General features: G+C 67.0%; 16 protein-coding genes and 3 pseudogenes. 6 read left to right on the forward strand and 13 right to left on the reverse strand.

What is annotated here, in order from left to right:
* The first annotated feature begins 239 nt into the window (after positions 1-239).
* The gene (locus ACFWZH_RS30375; RefSeq protein ID WP_384438322.1) at positions 240-671 is read left to right on the forward strand and encodes a hypothetical protein; all 432 of its coding nucleotides are present in this window, start codon (positions 240-242) and stop codon (positions 669-671) included.
* A 149-nt stretch (positions 672-820) separates the two neighbouring features.
* Here the strand turns inward: ACFWZH_RS30375 and ACFWZH_RS30380 are convergent, their stop codons facing one another.
* The 3 genes from ACFWZH_RS30380 to ACFWZH_RS30390 form a co-directional block, all read right to left on the reverse strand.
* On the reverse strand, positions 821-1,228 hold the full coding sequence (locus tag ACFWZH_RS30380; RefSeq protein WP_384438324.1) for a DUF6193 family natural product biosynthesis protein: 408 nt from the start codon (positions 1,226-1,228) through the stop codon (positions 821-823).
* A 262-nt stretch (positions 1,229-1,490) separates the two neighbouring features.
* A complete protein-coding gene (locus tag ACFWZH_RS30385) occupies positions 1,491-1,997 on the reverse strand; it encodes a hypothetical protein (RefSeq protein ID WP_384438327.1) in 507 nt (168 codons plus the stop codon).
* A 394-nt stretch (positions 1,998-2,391) separates the two neighbouring features.
* The gene (locus tag ACFWZH_RS30390) at positions 2,392-2,562 is read right to left on the reverse strand and encodes a hypothetical protein (RefSeq protein WP_384438329.1); all 171 of its coding nucleotides are present in this window, start codon (positions 2,560-2,562) and stop codon (positions 2,392-2,394) included.
* A gap of 1,217 nt (positions 2,563-3,779) precedes the next feature.
* Here ACFWZH_RS30390 and ACFWZH_RS30395 point away from each other — a divergent pair.
* The 4 genes from ACFWZH_RS30395 (at position 3,780) to ACFWZH_RS30410 (ending at position 7,913) form a co-directional block, all read left to right on the forward strand.
* Positions 3,780-4,850 carry a tyrosine-type recombinase/integrase gene (locus ACFWZH_RS30395; RefSeq protein ID WP_384438332.1) on the forward strand — a complete coding sequence of 357 codons (1,071 nt, stop codon included), beginning with the start codon at positions 3,780-3,782 and terminating at the stop codon, positions 4,848-4,850.
* Entirely contained in the window at positions 4,847-5,377 is a 531-nt protein-coding gene (locus ACFWZH_RS30400; protein WP_384438335.1) for a hypothetical protein, read from the forward strand. Before ACFWZH_RS30395 ends, ACFWZH_RS30400 begins: the two co-directional genes overlap by 4 nt.
* An 80-nt stretch (positions 5,378-5,457) precedes the next feature.
* Positions 5,458-7,179, forward strand: a complete 1,722-nt coding sequence (locus ACFWZH_RS30405) for a tyrosine-type recombinase/integrase (protein WP_384438338.1) — start codon at positions 5,458-5,460, stop codon at positions 7,177-7,179.
* Between the two features lie 524 nt (positions 7,180-7,703).
* Entirely contained in the window at positions 7,704-7,913 is a 210-nt protein-coding gene (locus tag ACFWZH_RS30410) for a hypothetical protein (protein WP_384438341.1), read from the forward strand.
* Positions 7,914-8,021: 108 nt separating this feature from the next.
* On the opposite strand, the gene ACFWZH_RS30415 is transcribed toward ACFWZH_RS30410, so the two are convergent.
* The 9 genes and pseudogenes from ACFWZH_RS30415 to ACFWZH_RS30455 form a co-directional block, all read right to left on the reverse strand.
* The gene (locus tag ACFWZH_RS30415; RefSeq protein ID WP_384438344.1) at positions 8,022-8,261 is read right to left on the reverse strand and encodes a transposase; all 240 of its coding nucleotides are present in this window, start codon (positions 8,259-8,261) and stop codon (positions 8,022-8,024) included.
* Between the two features lie 230 nt (positions 8,262-8,491).
* A pseudogene (locus ACFWZH_RS30420) lies at positions 8,492-8,629 on the reverse strand (transposase family protein); the annotation flags it as partial.
* A gap of 381 nt (positions 8,630-9,010) precedes the next feature.
* Complete coding sequence (locus tag ACFWZH_RS30425) at positions 9,011-9,421, reverse strand: hypothetical protein (protein WP_384438347.1); 411 nt, start codon at positions 9,419-9,421, stop codon at positions 9,011-9,013.
* 434 nt (positions 9,422-9,855) lie between these two features.
* Positions 9,856-9,996 carry a hypothetical protein gene (locus ACFWZH_RS30430; RefSeq protein ID WP_384438349.1) on the reverse strand — a complete coding sequence of 47 codons (141 nt, stop codon included), beginning with the start codon at positions 9,994-9,996 and terminating at the stop codon, positions 9,856-9,858.
* A gap of 394 nt (positions 9,997-10,390) precedes the next feature.
* Positions 10,391-11,251 carry a hypothetical protein gene (locus ACFWZH_RS30435; protein ID WP_384438352.1) on the reverse strand — a complete coding sequence of 287 codons (861 nt, stop codon included), beginning with the start codon at positions 11,249-11,251 and terminating at the stop codon, positions 10,391-10,393.
* Between the two features lie 176 nt (positions 11,252-11,427).
* A pseudogene (locus tag ACFWZH_RS30440) lies at positions 11,428-12,117 on the reverse strand (AAA family ATPase); the annotation flags it as partial.
* 158 nt (positions 12,118-12,275) lie between these two features.
* A complete protein-coding gene (locus ACFWZH_RS30445) occupies positions 12,276-13,601 on the reverse strand; it encodes a UDP-glucose dehydrogenase family protein (protein WP_384438488.1) in 1,326 nt (441 codons plus the stop codon).
* Positions 13,602-13,668: 67 nt separating this feature from the next.
* Positions 13,669-14,106, reverse strand: a complete 438-nt coding sequence (locus tag ACFWZH_RS30450; protein WP_384438355.1) for an NUDIX domain-containing protein — start codon at positions 14,104-14,106, stop codon at positions 13,669-13,671.
* A gap of 28 nt (positions 14,107-14,134) precedes the next feature.
* The gene (locus ACFWZH_RS30455) at positions 14,135-15,727 is read right to left on the reverse strand and encodes an asparagine synthetase B family protein (RefSeq protein ID WP_384438491.1); all 1,593 of its coding nucleotides are present in this window, start codon (positions 15,725-15,727) and stop codon (positions 14,135-14,137) included.
* Here ACFWZH_RS30455 and ACFWZH_RS30460 point away from each other — a divergent pair.
* Positions 15,727-15,927, forward strand: a pseudogene (locus ACFWZH_RS30460) (AAA family ATPase); the annotation flags it as partial. The gene ACFWZH_RS30455 and the pseudogene ACFWZH_RS30460 overlap by 1 nt on opposite strands.
* Before the next feature lie 318 nt (positions 15,928-16,245).
* Here ACFWZH_RS30460 and ACFWZH_RS30465 read toward each other — a convergent pair.
* Positions 16,246-16,986, reverse strand: a complete 741-nt coding sequence (locus ACFWZH_RS30465; RefSeq protein WP_384438358.1) for a hypothetical protein — start codon at positions 16,984-16,986, stop codon at positions 16,246-16,248.
* Positions 16,987-17,842 lie beyond the last annotated feature (856 nt).

Here is a 17,842-nt window from a genome sequence, read left to right on the forward strand (position 1 = left end):
GGGCCCAGCCTCTGGAGGCTGGGCCCTCGCCCGACCCACGCAGTCGGCCACGAGCGAGCCTGTTAAGGAGATAGGCGCCCAACGGCAGGTCAGGGTGGATCAAGCTGGTAAACGGCGACATCGACAGTGACGCGATGATCGACCGGGGGAGCAGGCAACCAGCAGGGGGCAGAGCGCCTTCAGTTGCCCGGCAGCACGCCAACTCATGAGGATCCAGCGCTTGGCCTAGCCTCTCGATCATGCGCATAGACCAGATCGGACACTGGCTCCAAGAGCATGATGCAGCGCCACAGCCCATACTCCTGTCGACCCAGTTCGACGCATACCTCAGCACGCTCCCGTGGAAAGGCAGCGGGATCGACTGGCAAGACCTGCCGCACCACTCGCTGACGCTGGACAACATCTCGGACGACGAGGGTGTGCAATGGGCCCAGCAGACGCCCCTGGCCCTGCACACACATGTCCTTGCGATCGACTCCGCCACCGAGCCGGGAGTGCTGTGCCACTTCAAGGACGCCCTACGGGACTTCGAGCTCCTGTCGAACCGACCCGAGCTCTACATGTGCGGGGCCGATCTCCGGAATGGCGACGTGCACCCGTCCTTTCACCGCTTCATCGAACGGCGTTCGTTCATGCCCCTCACGCCCGACTCTGAGATCAACTGCGGCTAGCAACGACGGTTGACCACTGCCTAGTGAGCTCCATCGAACATGGCCCGATCGCGGCCGTTGGCATGAGGGCCCGTCTGCCATGGGCAGGATCGGTCTTGCCTGCGGCTCTCGAACCCTCCGCGGCTTCTGCTGTGCCAGCCAGCATGCTCCTACCGACTGTCTCGCGCCCTCTCGTAAGCGGCCAGTTCTTCTGCATTGCCGACCAAGGCCGGACCGCAGTGAGGCGGTAGTCGCTCGATGACCAGCGCCACGGCGGCCTGTGCGCTGCCTGTCTCGGCGATCCTCGGGCTGCTCCGGCTCGGTCCCTCGACGTAGTACCGGCCGTCTCCCAGAACGCCGATGTAGGGAATATCCCAGGTGTGTCGGAACTCCGTGCACCTGCTGAAGTGCAGCTCCCACATTCCGGTCCACGGATAGAGCTGACGTAGTTGCGGCTCGGCATGCGCCACCCTCACCATCTCGGTGAACGGTTCCAGGAGCGGCGTGCCCTCAGGCCGGGTGGGCTCGCCGGCGGTGGTGAGGATCTTGTACCAGGCGGATTCGATGATGTCGCTCATAACGCGATTGTCCGAGTCCTGCAGCCCCATCTCTAGAGATCGCCTGGGCGGATGGTGGCAACGCTGCTGGCGCCCAGCCCTTGGGAGGACCGAGGGCTGGGCGCCAGCACGTGGATCCTCGAGTCCTCGCGAAGCGAACTCCACGCCCCGCGGACGCCGTAGTTGCGTGGCTGCGGCGCCTCGCCGCCATAGCTCGGACTCGATAACCCTGCCCGCAGCTGCGGGCAGGAAGCCATGTCAGATGTCGCAGTGCTGGGCCGGCTCACGCTTCACGGTGGGGATGCACTTCGGCTGTCGCGTAAGAGGCGACCTGGCCGTCGCTGGTGCCGTTACGGGGGTCCCCTCGCAGACTCGCTTCGTTCCGGACCCAGCTCCGGCCGTCGGTGTCCGTGAACCGGATGTCGTCCGGAGTCGTGTCCTTTGGGACGCGGAACTCGCCAGTGGAGGTGAGAGCCTCGAAGAATGAACCGGGTGGAAACGTCAACCGGGTGCAGGGCGGCAAAGTGCCCAAACCGATAGAGGCGGAATGCCGGCGCAGGCTGGTGGCCACTTTATAGACGTGGAAGTCCAGGTTGAGGTCGGGCACCGAGTCGAGCGAGCGATTGACGACTACCGTGCCGTACCCGCCTTCGGTGATCACGTACCAGAAGGTCACCCGGCCCGCCTGGTATCGGCGATTCTGCTCCAGCTGCTGGCGCATGGCGCTCACGCTGAACCAGGCCACGGTTCCCGAGAACAGCAAGCCCAGAGCCGCCGCGATCGCCGACACCCTCGCGCCCCATGAGGACAGCCACACGAATCGGCTAGCCGTGGGGGAGGCGCCACGGGCCGACAGCCGGTTGCGGCTGTACAGCCTCGCATAGGGAGCAAGCCGACGTGGGCGACGCATGCACCCATCCTCACGGCATGGTGTGCCCGCCGCACCGTCTCCAGAGCCGTCTGGCCGGTAACTACGTCGACATGACACCCCACGCCAGCCCCCAAGCGGCGCTCATTACGTCGTAATACGCGGTCTCCGCCAGGGCGTGGCTCGGCCGGGCAGGCCCAGAAACACGAGAAGGCGTGGCCCCACAGGCGTACTGCGGGACCGGGCCTTCTCATTCGCCGCACGGAGTGCGGGCACCTGTGGCGTTCAGCGATGATGCCAGTGCGCTTTCAGAACTTCATAGCTCCAGGCCGTTTCTCTGCTGGAGTGCACCGCTCCTATTAAGGATGCCGTGCTCTTCGGCGATCGCGGGGTAGCGTGGGTGCATTTGCCTGTCTCCGACGGTGACCAGCGCGGAGAGTAGCGGCTCGCCCTTCCGACGGTCCTCGTCCACCATCCAGAGGACCACGCACTGGCCTTCCTTGTGGAGACGGGGCAGGTTCTTGAGGCTCTTGCGGATCAGCGACCATGTGGTCGTGGCACCGTCGCGGGCAAATCTGCTCGAGCAGCGGCCGCAGGTCGGTCGAGATCTCCAGAACCTTGCCGGCGTCCAGCAAGGCCGGCTCCCACTCCGCAGAACGATATGGCTGCTGTCGTTTGACGACCGGGGGAGTGGCCTGTGCTCTTGAAGAGCGAGCTTGCTCAGTTGCCCGTGCCAGGGGGCCACTGCTGGCCGAGGCCGGACTGGAGTCCGTGGCGGGGACTGCGATCTGCAGCGCTGGCTCACCTTCGGTCGGGGTGGGGGAGCGGCAAATCGCTCGGGCTGCTGCGGGGGCTTCGTAGAAGCTCGCCTCGCTTACCGTCGCTCTTCCTCTCGCCAACTCCGTGATCCGAGGACCTTCTTGTACACCTGCAGTTGTGCGCGCTGTTCTCTGGTGTCGCTCGGCGGTGCATCCGCTGCCTGCTGCCAAGCCAGGGCGTATAAGTCAGCCACCACGGCTACCTTGTGACCGTCAATGGCCCGCTTCAACTCGACCAATGTGTGGTTCAACGCGCGGCGAACAGTGGCGATTTCCATGGCCGTGCGTATACGCCGGCCTGTCGTCCGGCTTCGGAAAACGGTCTGCCAAGCAGAACCACCACTGAGCCGAACGCGATGCTTCGACAATGCCATCCCCCTCACTCTCCGCGCCGCACACCGGTCGGCACAGCAGCGCGTTCATTGCCGGATTCCTCCGGGACGGACGCAAGGTTCCGTTGGTCCTCGGCAGCAAACTCCTGCGTCCTTCCCAGCCCTTTGATCCCCTACGCACCGAACCAGGGCGCGGCAGCAGGGTGGTTACCAAGAGCGCCACGAGGTCGCCGCAGGCGTGGTGATCGGCGACGTCGAACGGGGCACCCTTCGCCATGAGCGTGAACCCCTGCACGGCAGTGTTTTCCGTTGTCGCCAGCTGATAGTTGAGACGGTTGTCGGCGTACTCGAGAATGTGCTCAGTGAAGTACGGACGAACGGGGTCTGTCGCTGATCTTGTGACGCGGCCGGATCAGTTCCTCAGGAGGATGCGGGTGCGGAGGAGTTCGAGCTTGGCCCGGCCATAGCCCGCGCGCTTGAGGAGTTTAAAAGTTACGTGGAATCTGCCGGGGTGATCATGTCTCCCCGGCACAACCACGGACTTGGGAGATGGCTTGAGCGGCACGACGGTGCTCACGGAGAAGTGGCCGGTACTCGGCCGGCACGTGCAGGCGGCGGCCTGGCTGACGGTCTGGACGGATCTCGGACGTGCACCACGCACGATCGATGCTTATGGCCGGGGACTGGCCGAGTACCTGCTGGTGTGCGAGCGAGAGGGCGTCGACCCGGTCACCGTGAGCCGTGCACATGTCGCCCTCTACGTACGGGAGTTGACCTCACGGCCGCACCGCCGGGGTGCGAACGTGATCTCGATCGACTCAGGGGTGGGGCTGGCGAACGCGACGATCCAGCAGCGGCTCGTGCCGGTCCGCCTGTTCTACGACTTCCTCATGGAAGAGGGACTGCGGGAGTCCAACCCCGTCGGCCGCGGTCGGTACACCCCTGGCCGGCGGAACGGCGGTCAGCAGCGCGGTCTGGTGCCGCGGCTGACGAAGCTGCCGTGGATTCCCAGCGAACAGCAGTGGTTGGAGATCTTGGAGGTCGCACGGGAGGAGTCGGTCCGCAACCGAGTGATGCTGGCCCTGGCCTACGATTCCGCGCTGCGTCGCGAAGAGCTGTGCTCGCTGCGGACCGATGACCTGGATCCGGCTCACCGTACGTTGCGGGTGCGCGCGGAGACGACGAAGAACCGGCTGGAACGGGTGGTGCCGTACTCGGCGTCGACCGGCGTGCTGATGTCGGCCTACCTCACCCACCGGGCCACGGTCAGCCGGGCGAGAGGCCCGCTGTTCCTCTCCGAATCGCGGCGCAACTACGCCCAGCCGCTGAGCCTGTGGACGTGGTCGAAGGTTGTACGCCGGATCGCCGTGACGGCCGGCGTCCCGCAGTTCTCCACGCACACCACCCGGCACCTGTGTCTGACCGATCTGGCCAGGATGGGCTGGGAGTTGCATGCGATCGCATCCTTCGCCGGCCACCGCCACACCGACTCCACGCTTCAGTACATCCATCTGTCCGGCCGGGACCTGGCCGACAAGCTCGCCCGCGGCATGGAGCACATCCACGCGTGGCGAATAGAGGCGCTCACCTCCCCGAACGGCACGTCGCCGGAGGTGGCGCGGTGAGTGCATCTCGGCTGACCCTGCCCGCGGAGGATGGGGCCGAACGCTGGTCCTGGCCGATCATCCCGGACCACTACGACACTGCTGTCGAGATCCGGCCCGCCGAGGCACTGGCAGTGAGCGAACTCGGGGTGCGGAATCTGCGCCGGCTCAAGGACCACGACCCGTCCGCTGCCGGCTGGCGGGTGATCCGCCGTCTGCTGGTCCCGCTGGAGGCGGTCAACGCCGCCCTGGACTCGCCACCCACCCCGCACCGACGACGTGCCATGCTCGACGTGATCGCTGTGCTGCTGACACGTTGCGCGGAGACCGGCCGGACCTTTTGGGGATGGACCCCGCAGGAGTGGATCCATCTGCTCGGCCGCAACCAGACCGATTTCCATCAGCACGCCCCGGGCTGGGTCAACGACGAGGTCCGCCCCTATCTCGCTACGCACGCCTACCTGTTGGGCTCCTTCAACGAGTCCACCGACTCGGCAGCTTCCAGCGACTCACCCTGTCCTGGCGGATCTTCGGACGCGGCCTGGTGAGCAGCGAGATCGCCCGCATCCGCGCGGTCCTCGCCTCGTGGGGTTACCAACTGGGCCGGGACGACGACACTCTGCTGCCGATGGTCGTCTGCCAGCTGCTTCTCCTCAACCGCAGCCCGCATCTGGAGGATCTCGACACCTCGCTGTTCGACCGGGTCCGCCGCGAGAAGATACTGGACGGCTCACGGCTCTACACCCTGCACGCCACTCAGCGAGCGGTTGCCGAGCTCGGATTCTGTGATCCTCCGCAGCCCACCACCGGCCGCCACTCGGCACGGGCGACCGGCGGCGCGAAGACGTGGGAACAATGGGTCGATCGCTGGCACGCCACCTCTACGCTCACCCCAGGCGCCCGCGGCGGCATGCGCTCCACCCTCCTCAGAGTGGGCCGGTGGATAGCGGCTGAACAGCCCGACGCTGCAGACCCGACAGACTGGACGCGTCAGACCTGCGCGACCTGGATCGCCGCGCTGGACCGGATGAAGGTCGGTGACTACGTTCAGCGAACGGCTGGCCTGGGGGACCGTCTCGGCAAGCCGCTCGAAGCGGCGACCAAGGCCGGGCAGATCACCGCGCTGCGGACGTTCTTCAGGGACTGCCAGGAATGGGAGTGGCTGCCCCGCCGCTTCGATCCACTGCGCGCGCTGGCAATCCCCCGCAGCATCACCGCTCTCCTCGGCCCCGACCCGCGGGTGATCGCCGATGAGGTCTGGGCGAAGCTCCTGTGGGCGGGCCTGAACCTGGAAGTCGCGGATCTCCCACAGGCCCAGGCCGGGCACTTCTACCCCTTCGAACTGGTCCGCGCGGTCACGCTGACCTGGTTGTTCTCTGGTCAACGCAGCAACGAGATCGCCCGGTTGAGGGTGGGCTGCATCCGCTGGCAGCATGACGGAGCCCCCATCACCGGTGACTCACAGCAGGTCTTGGCCCGCGACACGGTCTGCCTCCTCGACGTCCCGCCTCACAAAACCGGCACTGCCTTCAGTAAGCCGGTCGACCCCATCCTCGGCCAGGCCGTCGACGCCTGGCAGGCCGTCCTCCCGGACCAACCGAAGTTCACCGACCGCCGCACCGGCGAACGCGTTGACCTGCTGTTCGCCATCCGGGCCCGCCGTGTCTCCACCCACTACATCAACAACACGATCATCCCGATGCTCTGTCGCAAGGCCGGAGTCCCGGATGCCGACGTCCGCGGGAACATCACCAGCCACCGGGCCCGGTCCACCATCGCCAGCCAGCTCTACAACGCCAAGGAACCGATGACGCTGTTCGAACTGCAAGCCTGGCTCGGACACCGATCACCGCAATCCACCCAGTACTACGCGAAGATCACCCCGAACGCCCTGTCCAAGGCGTACTCCGAAGCGGGCTACTTCGAGAGGAACGTCCGCACGATCGAGGTCCTGGTCGACCGGGACGCGGTTGCCTCCGGCGCCGCCGCGACCGGCGAACCCTGGCAGCACTACGACCTCGGACACGGCTACTGCACCTACACCTTCTTCGAGCAGTGCCAGCACCGCATGGCTTGCGCACGCTGCGACTTCTACACCCCCAAGGACTCCACGAGAGCCCAACTGCTGGAAGCCAAGGGCAACTTGCAGAAGATGGCCGTCTCGATCCCGCTCAATGAGGATGAGCAAGCAGCCGTCACCGACGGCCAGAGCGCGCTCGACCGCCTCCTCGACAGACTCGCCGACACCCCCACCCCGGCCGGACCAACACCCCGACAGCTCGACGTCCCGGCCGGCACCACCCTCCTGCCGATCCTCGGCGTCCGCCAGGGCAAAGCACCGCAAGCTTGACAATTCTGATTCCACAGAATGACTCTCGTCACCTGGCCCTCCACTGGCCGGAACTCCAAGAGGTCGACAGGCCGGTGGTGACCGCGTCCAGGTCGTTCAAGAGTCCGTCGGCGAATTGCGGCAGGGGAGGAAGGTCGTTCTGTCCGACCCGCTCGGTCCACGTGGGGGAGGTCTTTGCCGCGGTGTTCGTGCATGAGACCGGCGAAGGGCCGGGCGTGTTCGACGGTTACGTCGAGTTCGGGGCAGGCCGCTCGCATTTCTTTGAGGCCGATGGTGTCGTCAGGCCGGAGGTGTTCGGGGCGGGTCATGATCCAGCGCAGGGCTCGTCGGGTTTTGGGTAGTGCCGGCGGAGGGGCCGTCGTCACGGTGCCTTCTTTGAGCTGGCGGACGTAGTGGTTGACGCCGGTGCGGCTGCCTCGGAAGCCCTGGTCGCGGACTTCGCGGTAGAGCTGGCTCGCGTTGCGGCAGCCCTGGGTGAAGCGTCGGTAGATGTAGGGCTTGTAGTCGTCCAGCAGGGTGCGGCGTTGGGTGACCTTGACGAGCAGGTCGTCGACCTTCGGGGTCCGGGCATAGCGGCGGACCGCGTAGTAGTCGAGGTCCAGGTCGCGGCTGATGCCTCGAAGCGAGCGCCCTTCGGCCAGGAGTGCCTGGACGGCGCGGTGCCGTTCGCGGATGGTGGTGACGATGTGGCGGGGGCGCCCGCGGACATCGAGCATTGTGTCCGGCTCGGCTGATGGTTCGGGTGCTTGGCGCGGGGTTGTCGCTGCGTGGGCGGCGCGGATGCAGCCGTAATGGGCGGTGAGAGTCTTCGCCACGGCCTTTGTCAGGTTGTTCCAGAGGTGTCACACGTCCGCGACCTGCGTCGCCTGCGGGGCTGCTTGCTTGGCGGCCTCCGCGTAGGCCGATGCCCGGTCCCAGCACACGATCTTCACTTTCGGGTGGTCGGCGAGCCACTGTGCCACCGGCTCGGCTGCCCGGCCAGGCAGGACGTCGATCGGCCTGCGGGCTTCGAGGTCGACCAGCAATGTGGCGTAGGTGTGCCCCTTGAGCAGGGCGAATTCATCGACCCCGAGAACACGCACCGAGCCTGGTTCTTGCAGTGGCGCTGCCCGCAGGAGTCGCAGGAGGTGTCCTTGGTCACCGTCATGCCGAGTTTCCGGGCGAGCCGTGACCCTGGCCTGCCGGCCAGGACTTCGGCGACTCGGGCCAGCTGCCCATGCAGCACCGGGGTGTATCGGGCATGCGGGCGGGTCAGTCCTGGCATCTGTTCGGCGAACGTCACCGCGGGGCAGTCGGCAGCGAGGCACTTGAACCTTCGTATCAGCAGCGTGGTCACGACAGGTAGCCCGCCCAACGGAGCGTCCGCCAAGCGCCGTTCGTACTGACCGTGCACGCGAGTTGAGCTCCTCCCGCAATGCGGACATCGCGCCGACGGCGTACGAGAACGCATGCGCAGGGCAACCCCGTCCACGCACTGTTGTATGGACTCGATTTCCACTTCCGACAGATGCGGCAAGAGCCGCCGCAAGCCCCCTGAACTGCACACCCGCACAAACGATCAACCAGGCACCGCGTCACAAGATCAGCGACAGACCCCGTTCATCCGTACGTGACTGGAGCACGTTCACGTGTACGCCGACAACGGTCGGCGTGGCGAGCCTGGGTGTACGGACCGAGGCGAGCAGAGTGTAGCTGGAGCCATCGTCCCGCCGGGCTTCGACATGGACGGTGTAGAGGGCCGGCGCCATGCCGACGTGAGGTCCCGGCCAGCCGCAGAGCGGGTGAGCATCTGGTAGACCGGTTTCCAGCTGCCGATGGCCCGTCCAGCCAACTAGAGCGCTAAATTCGGAAGCCTCTGACCTGCAGCCGCCGCGCGGAAGTGGGCCAGGAAAGCCTGGGCCTGCGGCGAGTCCGCGTCGAAGAACTGCGTGGCCAGCGCGGGTGGCACGGCCGTTCCGTGCATGCGAACCTCGTGGCACTTGAAGCAGAACGCCGCCTCGAACAGCGCCAGGTCGAGGGAGTCCTCGTAGGCCCGGACGCTCCAGCCTGGCGAGAAGCCGCAGCGGTGTTGTTCGCTGCCGGGCAGATTCTCCATCAAGGTCAGGGCGTCGGTGGCCTCGTTCCCGGCCCAGTGGGCGACCGCCCTTCCCGGGTATGGGGCCGCCCGCTTGGCCGGGAGGGCGGAGATCCTTACGACCTCGATTAGCACGGTGGCGGCCACGGCTTGGGCGGGGAGCTGCATGTGCGTAGTCTGCCCGCCGGGTCGAAGGCCGACTAAAGCGGATCGTGAGAGGCGGTCTGCCGCGCGCAAGCCCAGGGTGCAGACACTCCTCAGGCCAACTGCCGCGCTCATGGGCCGACTGGAGCGCTAAAGGGCACATGGGACTACTCGGTCATACCGACCCTGACCGCGATGCCCTGACGCCACCACAGGCCCTCACCAGTGGACCTGAATCGGCTGTGCAGCGATCTGACGGCCTGGCAGGCACCTCAAGGTCGTGCCATACCAACGACTTCGAGTTCGGCCGTGTATGACGCCGTTCTGGCGGTCACTTTTTGGGCGACAAGGGCGAAATCCCCTTTTTGACTACTAGCTATCCTGCGTACGTTGAGCTTGTGCGCATGGCTTTGTGGGGCGGGGTACGAGTCAGCAACCTGTGCCTCCTCCTTCACGGGCTACACCCCGGCCGTCATCCGCTGGGCAAGATCCACCGTTTCACTCCATGCATCACTCGCACACTGGATGAAGGTGGCGAGGTCCGCGCTGAAGCATGCGGCGAGTGCGGTGAAGGTATTGGCGTGGGCCTGGGTGGTCATGGGTGCCTCCGCATCAGTAGTTGAGCTGGACGGTGATCGGCGAGGGCCGCCGCGGTGGTGTGGACGGTGCGGCGGTGCGCGGCGAGGCCAGCGCTCCCGCCCTGGATGGGCAGGTGGCAGGTCGGGCAGCCGCACCACCACTCGTCTCCGGCCGGGAGTTCGGCCGGTGTGAGCGGGTGCGGGTGCGGCCCCGGAGCGGCACGGCTCATGCGCGGACCGCGTCCGCGTACTGCGCCTCCAGGTCGGCGCTGCCGTCGGGGTCGTCGTCCTGGTCGTCGGAGACTGGGGAAGAGACAGTGTTCCAAGCCTGCAGTATTCGAGGTGAAGCGACGCCGTAGGAGCTGTAGTCCCGTTCGGCATCCGGGGGCCAGTGGCCCGCCGAAGTATGGAGCTGCTAGGCCAAGACATCGATGCGCCCTGCACACGCGTGGAGGATGACGTGGAGGTCATCACGCGCCGGGCCGGCGGCATTGGAATCGGCCGCTTCGATCCCGACCAGCACCTTCCTCTCCAGATCGGCTATCGCGTCATCGGTGAGGAAGGGCAGCCCGAATAGGCGGTAGCCGCTGTCCACGGTGGTGCAGAGGTCAAGCTTGAGGACATCCCAGCTGCGTCGGGCCGCCATACGCTCGTCGGCGTGGCCACTGCCCGCCTCCTTGCCGGTGCGCATCTTCGGACGCCAGTTCCTCCTATTCCTCTCCGCCTGGTCGCGACCTTTCGCATCGTTGAGCTCTTCCATGTCCCGAAGCAGGTTCTGCACGTCGATGTGCGTCTGCGTGCACAGCTTCCGCGCCCGCGCGAAAGTCTTGTGTGTGACCACGGCCATGGCAAGCATGAGAGTAAGAGCAGTAGAGATCAGCGGTGCAGGGTAAGTGACGACAAAACGTGCACCCAGAAACGTGGCGACGGCGCCGATACCCGCCGCGTTCGCGACGGTCCGGAAAACTGCGGCCCGCCGGATGCGGCTCGGGAGCCGTTGAAGGGCGAAGTCCTTCGGCTCAGCCCACCGTACGGCCAGAAGCACGAAGTAGATCAGACCCAGCGATGTGGCCGCAGTGCGGTAGTCGGTCGGCTGGGCCGCTCCCCAGGCGGCCTTGACCGCGGTGGAAACAGGTCCCGCCATGAGGAAGAGCAGGAAGAGCGCCAACAAGGCTATCTTCAGGTTCCCTTCACGAAGCGGACTCTCCTCGAGGAATCGCTTCAAGGCTGGCATCCCACAGGCTGCTACGACCCAGCCGCCGAGGAAGAGGGCCATGCCGAGACGCTGATCAGAGCTTCCGTAAAGGCTGTTGCCGTAAACGATGGCCGAGAAACCGAGGGGGGTCCAAGCGAGCTTCCAGTGGGCACGCGTACGACCGATGCTCCGCTGCCAAAGTGTCATAGCCCAACTGTGCGAGCGCGCGCTGGACACTGGGCATGATTTGAGGCAGATCAGAGGATCTGATCCCATACTGCGGTAGGGCTGAAATCGCCCAGTTTCTCCTGGTCGATTCCGCCATGGATGGTGCAGACGATGTCCGGGTCGCCGCCGCTGAGCGCCCGATGCAGGCAGCTGATGCTGTAGGCCGGCGCCCACGCGTAGCCGTCGCATTCCGGGTCGAAGGGACAGGGCACGGCGACGTCGAAGCCGACGTGGCCCTTGCCGTCGACGTTCTGCCGCAGGGCGAGGGTGAGGTACTGCTGGCCGAGGCGGATCTCCGCCACTCGGTCACCGCCCGCGACGTCGGAGCCGGGCTTCCACCGCCACATGCGCAAGATCTCGGGGCCGAAGGTTCGGCGGGGGAGGAGGAGGTCGCCCAGGCCGTCGCTGCCGTCCAGTCCGAGGTCGGCGTTCCGTGCTTCGCTCAGGCGTCGCAGGTACGGCTCCAGGCGGTAGAGGCTGTCGGCGAACAGCACCTGGTTGAAGCCCTCCGCCGCGAGACTCGCGTGGGAAGCGACCATCGCCTTGTGCTGGGCGCGGACAGTGTCGTCAGACACAGTCCGGTTGGCCGGCCTCGGCTTCTGCCGGTCGATGCAGACCGAGGCCGGGGTGGCGACGCCCAGCGCGACCGCGGGCATCTGGTGGCGTTTGGCGGCGGCGATCAGGTTGGCCCGCACGCACTGTTCGACGTTGGTGGCGTTCCCTGTCAAGTCGTTGTGTTCAGCTCCAGGTGGTCGCTGCGGAGGAGGCATCGCGCTCGGATCTGAGCAGAGGAACGCCGTCAGCGGCCCCGTTGTGAGGCCGCTGACGGCGTTCGGCTGCTGGGGGAATCTGCCCCTGGGGCCTGCGGTCGGCTGATTCAGCGGCGTCCGAGGGCTCGGGTGATCCAGCCGGCGTCGCGCCACTGGGTGGTGTTGAGGGTGCCGCGGGCGTCGATGACCTTGGGGCTGTGGGTGCGGGTGGCGAGTCGCTTGGGGTCGAGGTGGGTGAACTGCGGCCACTCTGACAGGTGCCGCAGCAGGTCGGCGTCCTCGGCTGCGGCGATCGGGTCCTCGACGTAGTCGAGTTCGGGGTGGAGCTTGCGGGCGTTGTCGAGGGCCTTGGGGTCGGTAACGGTGACGGTGGCGCCGAGGTCGTGGAGGGCCTGGGCGACGGCGAGGGCGGGCGAGTCGCGGATGTCGTCGGTCTCAGGCTTGAAGGCGGCGCCCCAGACGGTAATCCGCTTGCCGCGCAGGTCGGTGCCGAGTTCTTCGCGGGTGAGGTCGATGATGCGCTGACGGCAGCGGGCATTGACGACGGCGGCCTCGCGGAGGATCCCGACAGCCTCGTCAGCGCCGAGTTCGTCGGAGCGGGTGATGAAGCCCGCGAGGTCTTTGGGCAGGCAGCCGCCGCCGAAGCCGAGGCCGGGCCGCATGCCGCGGCGGCCGATGCGGAGGTCGTGGCCGAGGATGTCGGCGAGCTCGGCGACGTTGGCGCCGGACTTCTCGCAGACCTCGGCCATCGCGTTGATGAAGGAGATCTTGGTGGCGAGGAAGGAGTTCGCGGCGCCCTTGGCGAGCTCGGCGGTGGCCCAGTCGGTGACGATCGTTGGTGTCCCGGACTCGATGATCTTGGCGAACGCCTGCCGCAGCAGGGCCTCGGCCCAGGAGTGGGTGGTGTTGAAGCCGAGGACGAGCCGGTCCGGGCGGAGGGTGTCTTCGACGGCGAACGACTCGCGCAGGAACTCCGGGTTCCATGCGACTTCGATGAGGTCCCCGGCGGGGGCGTGCTCCCGGAGGAGCTCGCCGACGTGGGGTGCGGTGCCGACGGGAACGGTGGACTTGACCGCGACGATCGCCGGCCGGGTCAGGCCGGGGGCCAGCTGGCGGACGGTGTCGAAGAGGTGGGTGAGGTCGTAGGCGTCGGTGCCGAGCCGCTGGGGGGTGCCGACACCGACGAAGTGCAGGTCGGTGAACTCGGCGGCCTCCTGGTAGGAGGCGGTGAACTTCAGCTGGCTCGACGCGGTGTGCTTGGCGAGGAGGTCGTCCAGGTCGCGCTCGAAGAACGGGGCCTTGCCGGTGTTGAGGGTGTGGACCTTGTCGATGTCGGAGTCCATGCCCAGGACCTCGTGGCCGAGCTCGGCCACGCAGGCGGCGTGGGTGGCGCCGAGGTAGCCGCATCCGATGACGGTCATCTTCATGAGCAGGGTCGTCCCTTCGGGTGGGGCCGCCGTGGCCGGCCCCACCCTTGCCCCGCCCGGAAGGGCGGGGTGATCAGGAGGGCCGGGCGGCCAGATGGCGGTTGATCCCGTCCCTGATGAACGGCGGGATCGTGAGGATGTCGAGGTGTTCGGGGGCGAAGAACTGGAGCTTGACGCCTTCGGTCAGGGGTAGGGCGGTTTCGTCGCCGTCCCAGGTAGCGGCGACGAAGGTGATGATTTGCCCGGAGCCGCAGTGGTCGGTGATCTCGAACAGCTCGGTCAGGGGACCGGCGGTGAGGCCGGCTTCCTCGTCGAGCTCGCGGACGATCGCGGTGGCCGGGTCCTCGCCGGGGTCGCAGCCGCCGCCCAGGAGGCTCCAGTGGGCGGGCCAGGCGATGTGCGGCAGATCGTCGCGGAGGTGGAGGAGGAGTTCGCCGCGGCGGTTGGTGATGATCGCGACGGCTCCGCGGGCGGGGCCCGGCTCCGGGCTTGCGGTGGTGTCGGAGTGCATTCCGACACGCTAGTGGGGCAGTTGGGGATCACGCGGCAGCCTGGATGGTCTGGTCAGAAAACCAGGCGGCTGCCATGAGGGCCTGCATGCGGGTGCGGTCGAACCGGCCCCCGCGGGCAAGACCCCCCTCGAGGAGGGGGCGGAAGCCGGCCGGTGCTTCGGTGAGGGCGGTGTTGATCTGGGCGTCGGCCCACTCGGCGAGGTCGCCGTTGAGCCAGGACGGAAAGGGGGAGGCGAAGCCGAGCTTGTCGCGGCTGGCCCAGACCTCGCAGGGCAGGCCGAGAGCCTTGGCCGCGTCCCGCAGGATCCGCTTGCCCTGGGCAGGGTCCGTGATCTTGTAGTCGGCGGGCAGCCGGTAGGAGAACTCGACCAGGTCGCGGGCGAGGTAGGGGGACCGGCGTTCGAGCGCGTAGGCGGAGGCGAGCTTGTCGCTGGTCATCACCAGCGGCCTCCAGGCCGTCGCCAGGTCGGCCAGGGTCAGGCCGCGGGCCAGGTCCCCGCCGGCCCGGGCCATCGCGTCGGCGACGAGGTCGCGGAGGCGGCCGTCGGGGTCGGGGCCGCGGAGGAGCAGCCGGGTGACGGCCTCCGCCGGGTCAAACGGTTCGCCGGCGGTGTGCAGGAGCTTGGCGGCCAGCGGCCGGTAGGCGTCGAGCCCGGCGTTCAGGACGGCGCCGGGGCCGAAGAGGACCAGAGCCTGGCGGACGTAGCCCATGAGGAACTCGTCCGGGCCAAGCCCGCCGATCACGACCCGCAGCCCGAGATCGGCGATCTTCCGGTAGGCCATGTGCTCGGAGAAGGTAGACGCGTTGCCCATCGGGTAGTCCAGGGCCCGCATCATGTGCGGCAGGGCATGGGCGAAGTCGACGTGGTCCGGCTCGACCACCACCAGCTCGGCCTTGATGTCCCGGGCGATGACCGCAGCGGTCGACGACTCGTCCAGGCGGTCCTGGCCCGGGTAGCGGACGGTGACGCAGACCGGCGGCCTCATCAGGTAGGCCAGCACCGCCGAGTCCAGCCCGCCGGAGAGCAGGAGGGCGAAGTCGCAGGCCGGGGACCTGAGCGGGACCTGCTCGGCCAGGATGGTCGAGAACTTCGCCAGGGCCTCGGTGTAGGTGCCGGCGTAGGGGGGCCGGTCCTCCAGGTGCCACCAGGTCATCTGGTCGATCGAGCCGTTGGTGACGTCGAACGTCAGCAAGGTGCCCGGGGCCAGCAGCTGGATGCCCTGGAACGGGGTGTCGACGCCGACGGGGGTCTCGATCGCCGCGACCTCGGGCCGTAAGACCAGCGGGGCGGAGCCGTAGCCGGTCAGGGTGGTGACCTCGGAGGCGAACGCGAGCCGGCCGCCGTCCAGCCGCCAGTAGAGCGGCTTCTCGCCGAGCCGGTCGCGGGCGAGGAACAGCTTCGCGGTGCGGGGGTCATAGACGGCAAGGGCGAACATGCCATCCAGGCCGTCCAGGCAGGACGGGCCGAGCTTGGCCCATGCCCGCAGCAGGAAGTGGGCGTCCGACTCCCGCTCGGCGATCTCGATGCCCCAGGCCGCGGCCTGCTGCCGCCAGTTGTAGATCTCCCCGTCGAAGGCCAGCAGAACGCCGGTGGCCCAGTCGAGATAGGGGCCGGGCAGTACTCGATCACGGACTGTGGACCAGCGAGGAGCGTGCTAAGTGGCGGACCCTTGTCGACAACGCCGGGGCAGTGCCGATCCTGGTGTACCTTCCCGCGCCACATGACGTGCGGTGGGCTCGCATCCAGGCACGCAACCAGCACTCGACCACCGACCCCACCGAGTTCGAGGAGGGGGATCTACTCCGGTATGCCGATCGGTTCCGAGTGCCCAGTGATGACGAGCCTCATCTCGTATATGACGGCCAACCCGCCACAGTTCTGGCCACCATTCACAAAGGGACGGGAACCGCGACAACCACTGATTCAAGCACCTTAGCCTTCCCAGGTGGGCCGTCAACTGTTACCGCCCCGCTGTGCCTCCCGTCGGACGGGAGGCAGGGCTCGACGGCGCCCGTCAGGCGGGAAGCTGGCAACAGCTCGTACGAATCCCCTTGGCGGCGACACCAGTATCTGTTCACATCATGGGCACTACAAGCGCGACCAGCACGGTTGTACAGCAAGCAGTTTGAAAAGACCTCACCGAGGAGGTGCGGCAAAGGGATGAGCAAGGTGATCGGGCGTGGCCGTCCACTCTTGCTCCGCCGCCTCCACGTCGGCCGGATTGAGCGAGTTGAGTGCGGCCTTGAGCGTCGCAGTGTCCCGCTGCCATCTCTTCGGTGCGATGAGCTTCAGCCGCGGCGCGCCTTCGCGAGCAAGGATTTGACTCTGGCAGTCGATGACGGGGATGAGCCCGAGGTTGTGGCCGTAGAGAAGCACAGGCTTTCGCGCGATAAGGGAACGCAGTTCGAGGCGTGCGATGGGACCGAGGAGGTAGACGCGGCTGCCGGCCCGCTTCTGCTTGCCTACGACGACGAGGCCGTCGAGTCCTTCGACGAGGCTGTCCCAGTCGTACGGGCGTTCGTCACTGAAGGCGTTTCGGTAGTGGAGGATCTCGACACCGTCGGGCAGTTCCTCGGTGATCTGAGCCAGCCAGCCGCCCCACTTCGGGCTGCGCATCGCCCTGGGGGCCGCGCTGACGTAGACACGCACCGGGGTTCCAGGCGCCCGGCTGGCAGCGATCCGCTCCATCGCCGCGGCGAAGCGGCGCTGGACCACTGGCGTGGCGAAGGTGTCCACGTCCAGGGGATCGGCCAGGGGATCGGTCAGCGTCGCATGCATGCTGCTCATCATGCCGGTCTGGGCTCCGAGGATGTCGCGAAGGGTCGGGGCGCTTTCGGGCTGGCGCCTCGTCAGGAACGTGCTGTGCAAGGCCGACACGACATGCAGCGGAGTGTCGTTACGTGCCGTGAGGGGGGTACTGTATCGGCGGATAAGATCAATGCAGACATGGCTAAGCCCCGCGAGGCTGCACTCCGGGGCACGGCCGCAGACCCTCTTAGGAAAGGTCTCGACATGGGTAAGGGTACCCGTACCCTTCACCAGGCACACAGCAAGGCGCCTGCCGTAGAAGTGATGACTCATTCGTCGCTCCGGCTTGGCGCCTTTTCTCGTCTTCCGCGCCGGTCCGGCACGGGCACATCTCTCCCCCGGAGGGGGTGGAGATGAGGTAGGTCCACTGGGCGGCTTTGCCGCCCTGGCCGCTGGTGTTGGCGCACCGTGCGCGGCCTTCGTGTCATCGGACCGGTTTGGCGACCGGGCCGGGGCCTAGATCGATTCCGGTTGGCGCCGGGTGATCGAGGCGATTTTCAGGTTCTCCCAGAACCAAGCACCACCGAGGCGGGGCTCTGTCGTCCCGTAAAGGAAGACGTCGGTGACATCTTGCACTACGTTCGCGCCTTCTGCCAGCCCAGCCATGCCTGTTTGGCGTGGAATGGGCGTTCTATCTTTCCTCGCTGGTCGGTTTCCGCCATTCGTTCTGGCGGATTCCAGCCAGTGATCGGTGCCGGCCCGGCTTCCCGCGCTGCGGGACATGGGGCACGGTTCACGACTCAGCTGTCGGGACGGTCTGCGTTCGCGGCCGCTGTCCACAGGCAGCCCGTTGGGCCGTTTCGCATGCCTTCTTCTACGTCCCGTGTCACATCAGCTTCTTCAGCGGTCCCTTCTCTGTGCGTGATCGATTCGCACGTCGCCTTCGCTCAGCTCGTCCGGCTGGACCTGTCCGGTTCGGCTGATG

This window comes from Streptomyces sp. NPDC059008 (genome assembly GCF_042749045.1).
In the GTDB taxonomy this organism is placed as follows: Bacteria; Actinomycetota; Actinomycetes; order Streptomycetales; family Streptomycetaceae; genus Streptomyces.

What these genes read in the sequence shown, in the direction of transcription:
- ACFWZH_RS30375 (WP_384438322.1), top strand. Translation starts at nt 240, where the DNA reads ATGCGCATAGACCAGATCGGACACTGGCTCCAAGAGCATGATGCAGCG.
- ACFWZH_RS30380 (WP_384438324.1), bottom strand. Translation starts at nt 1,228, where the DNA reads ATGAGCGACATCATCGAATCCGCCTGGTACAAGATCCTCACCACCGCC.
- ACFWZH_RS30405 (WP_384438338.1), top strand. Translation starts at nt 5,458, where the DNA reads ATGGTCGTCTGCCAGCTGCTTCTCCTCAACCGCAGCCCGCATCTGGAG.
- ACFWZH_RS30425 (WP_384438347.1), bottom strand. Translation starts at nt 9,421, where the DNA reads ATGCAGCTCCCCGCCCAAGCCGTGGCCGCCACCGTGCTAATCGAGGTC.
- ACFWZH_RS30430 (WP_384438349.1), bottom strand. Translation starts at nt 9,996, where the DNA reads ATGACCACCCAGGCCCACGCCAATACCTTCACCGCACTCGCCGCATGC.
- ACFWZH_RS30435 (WP_384438352.1), bottom strand. Translation starts at nt 11,251, where the DNA reads ATGGCCCTCTTCCTCGGCGGCTGGGTCGTAGCAGCCTGTGGGATGCCA.
- ACFWZH_RS30450 (WP_384438355.1), bottom strand. Translation starts at nt 14,106, where the DNA reads ATGCACTCCGACACCACCGCAAGCCCGGAGCCGGGCCCCGCCCGCGGA.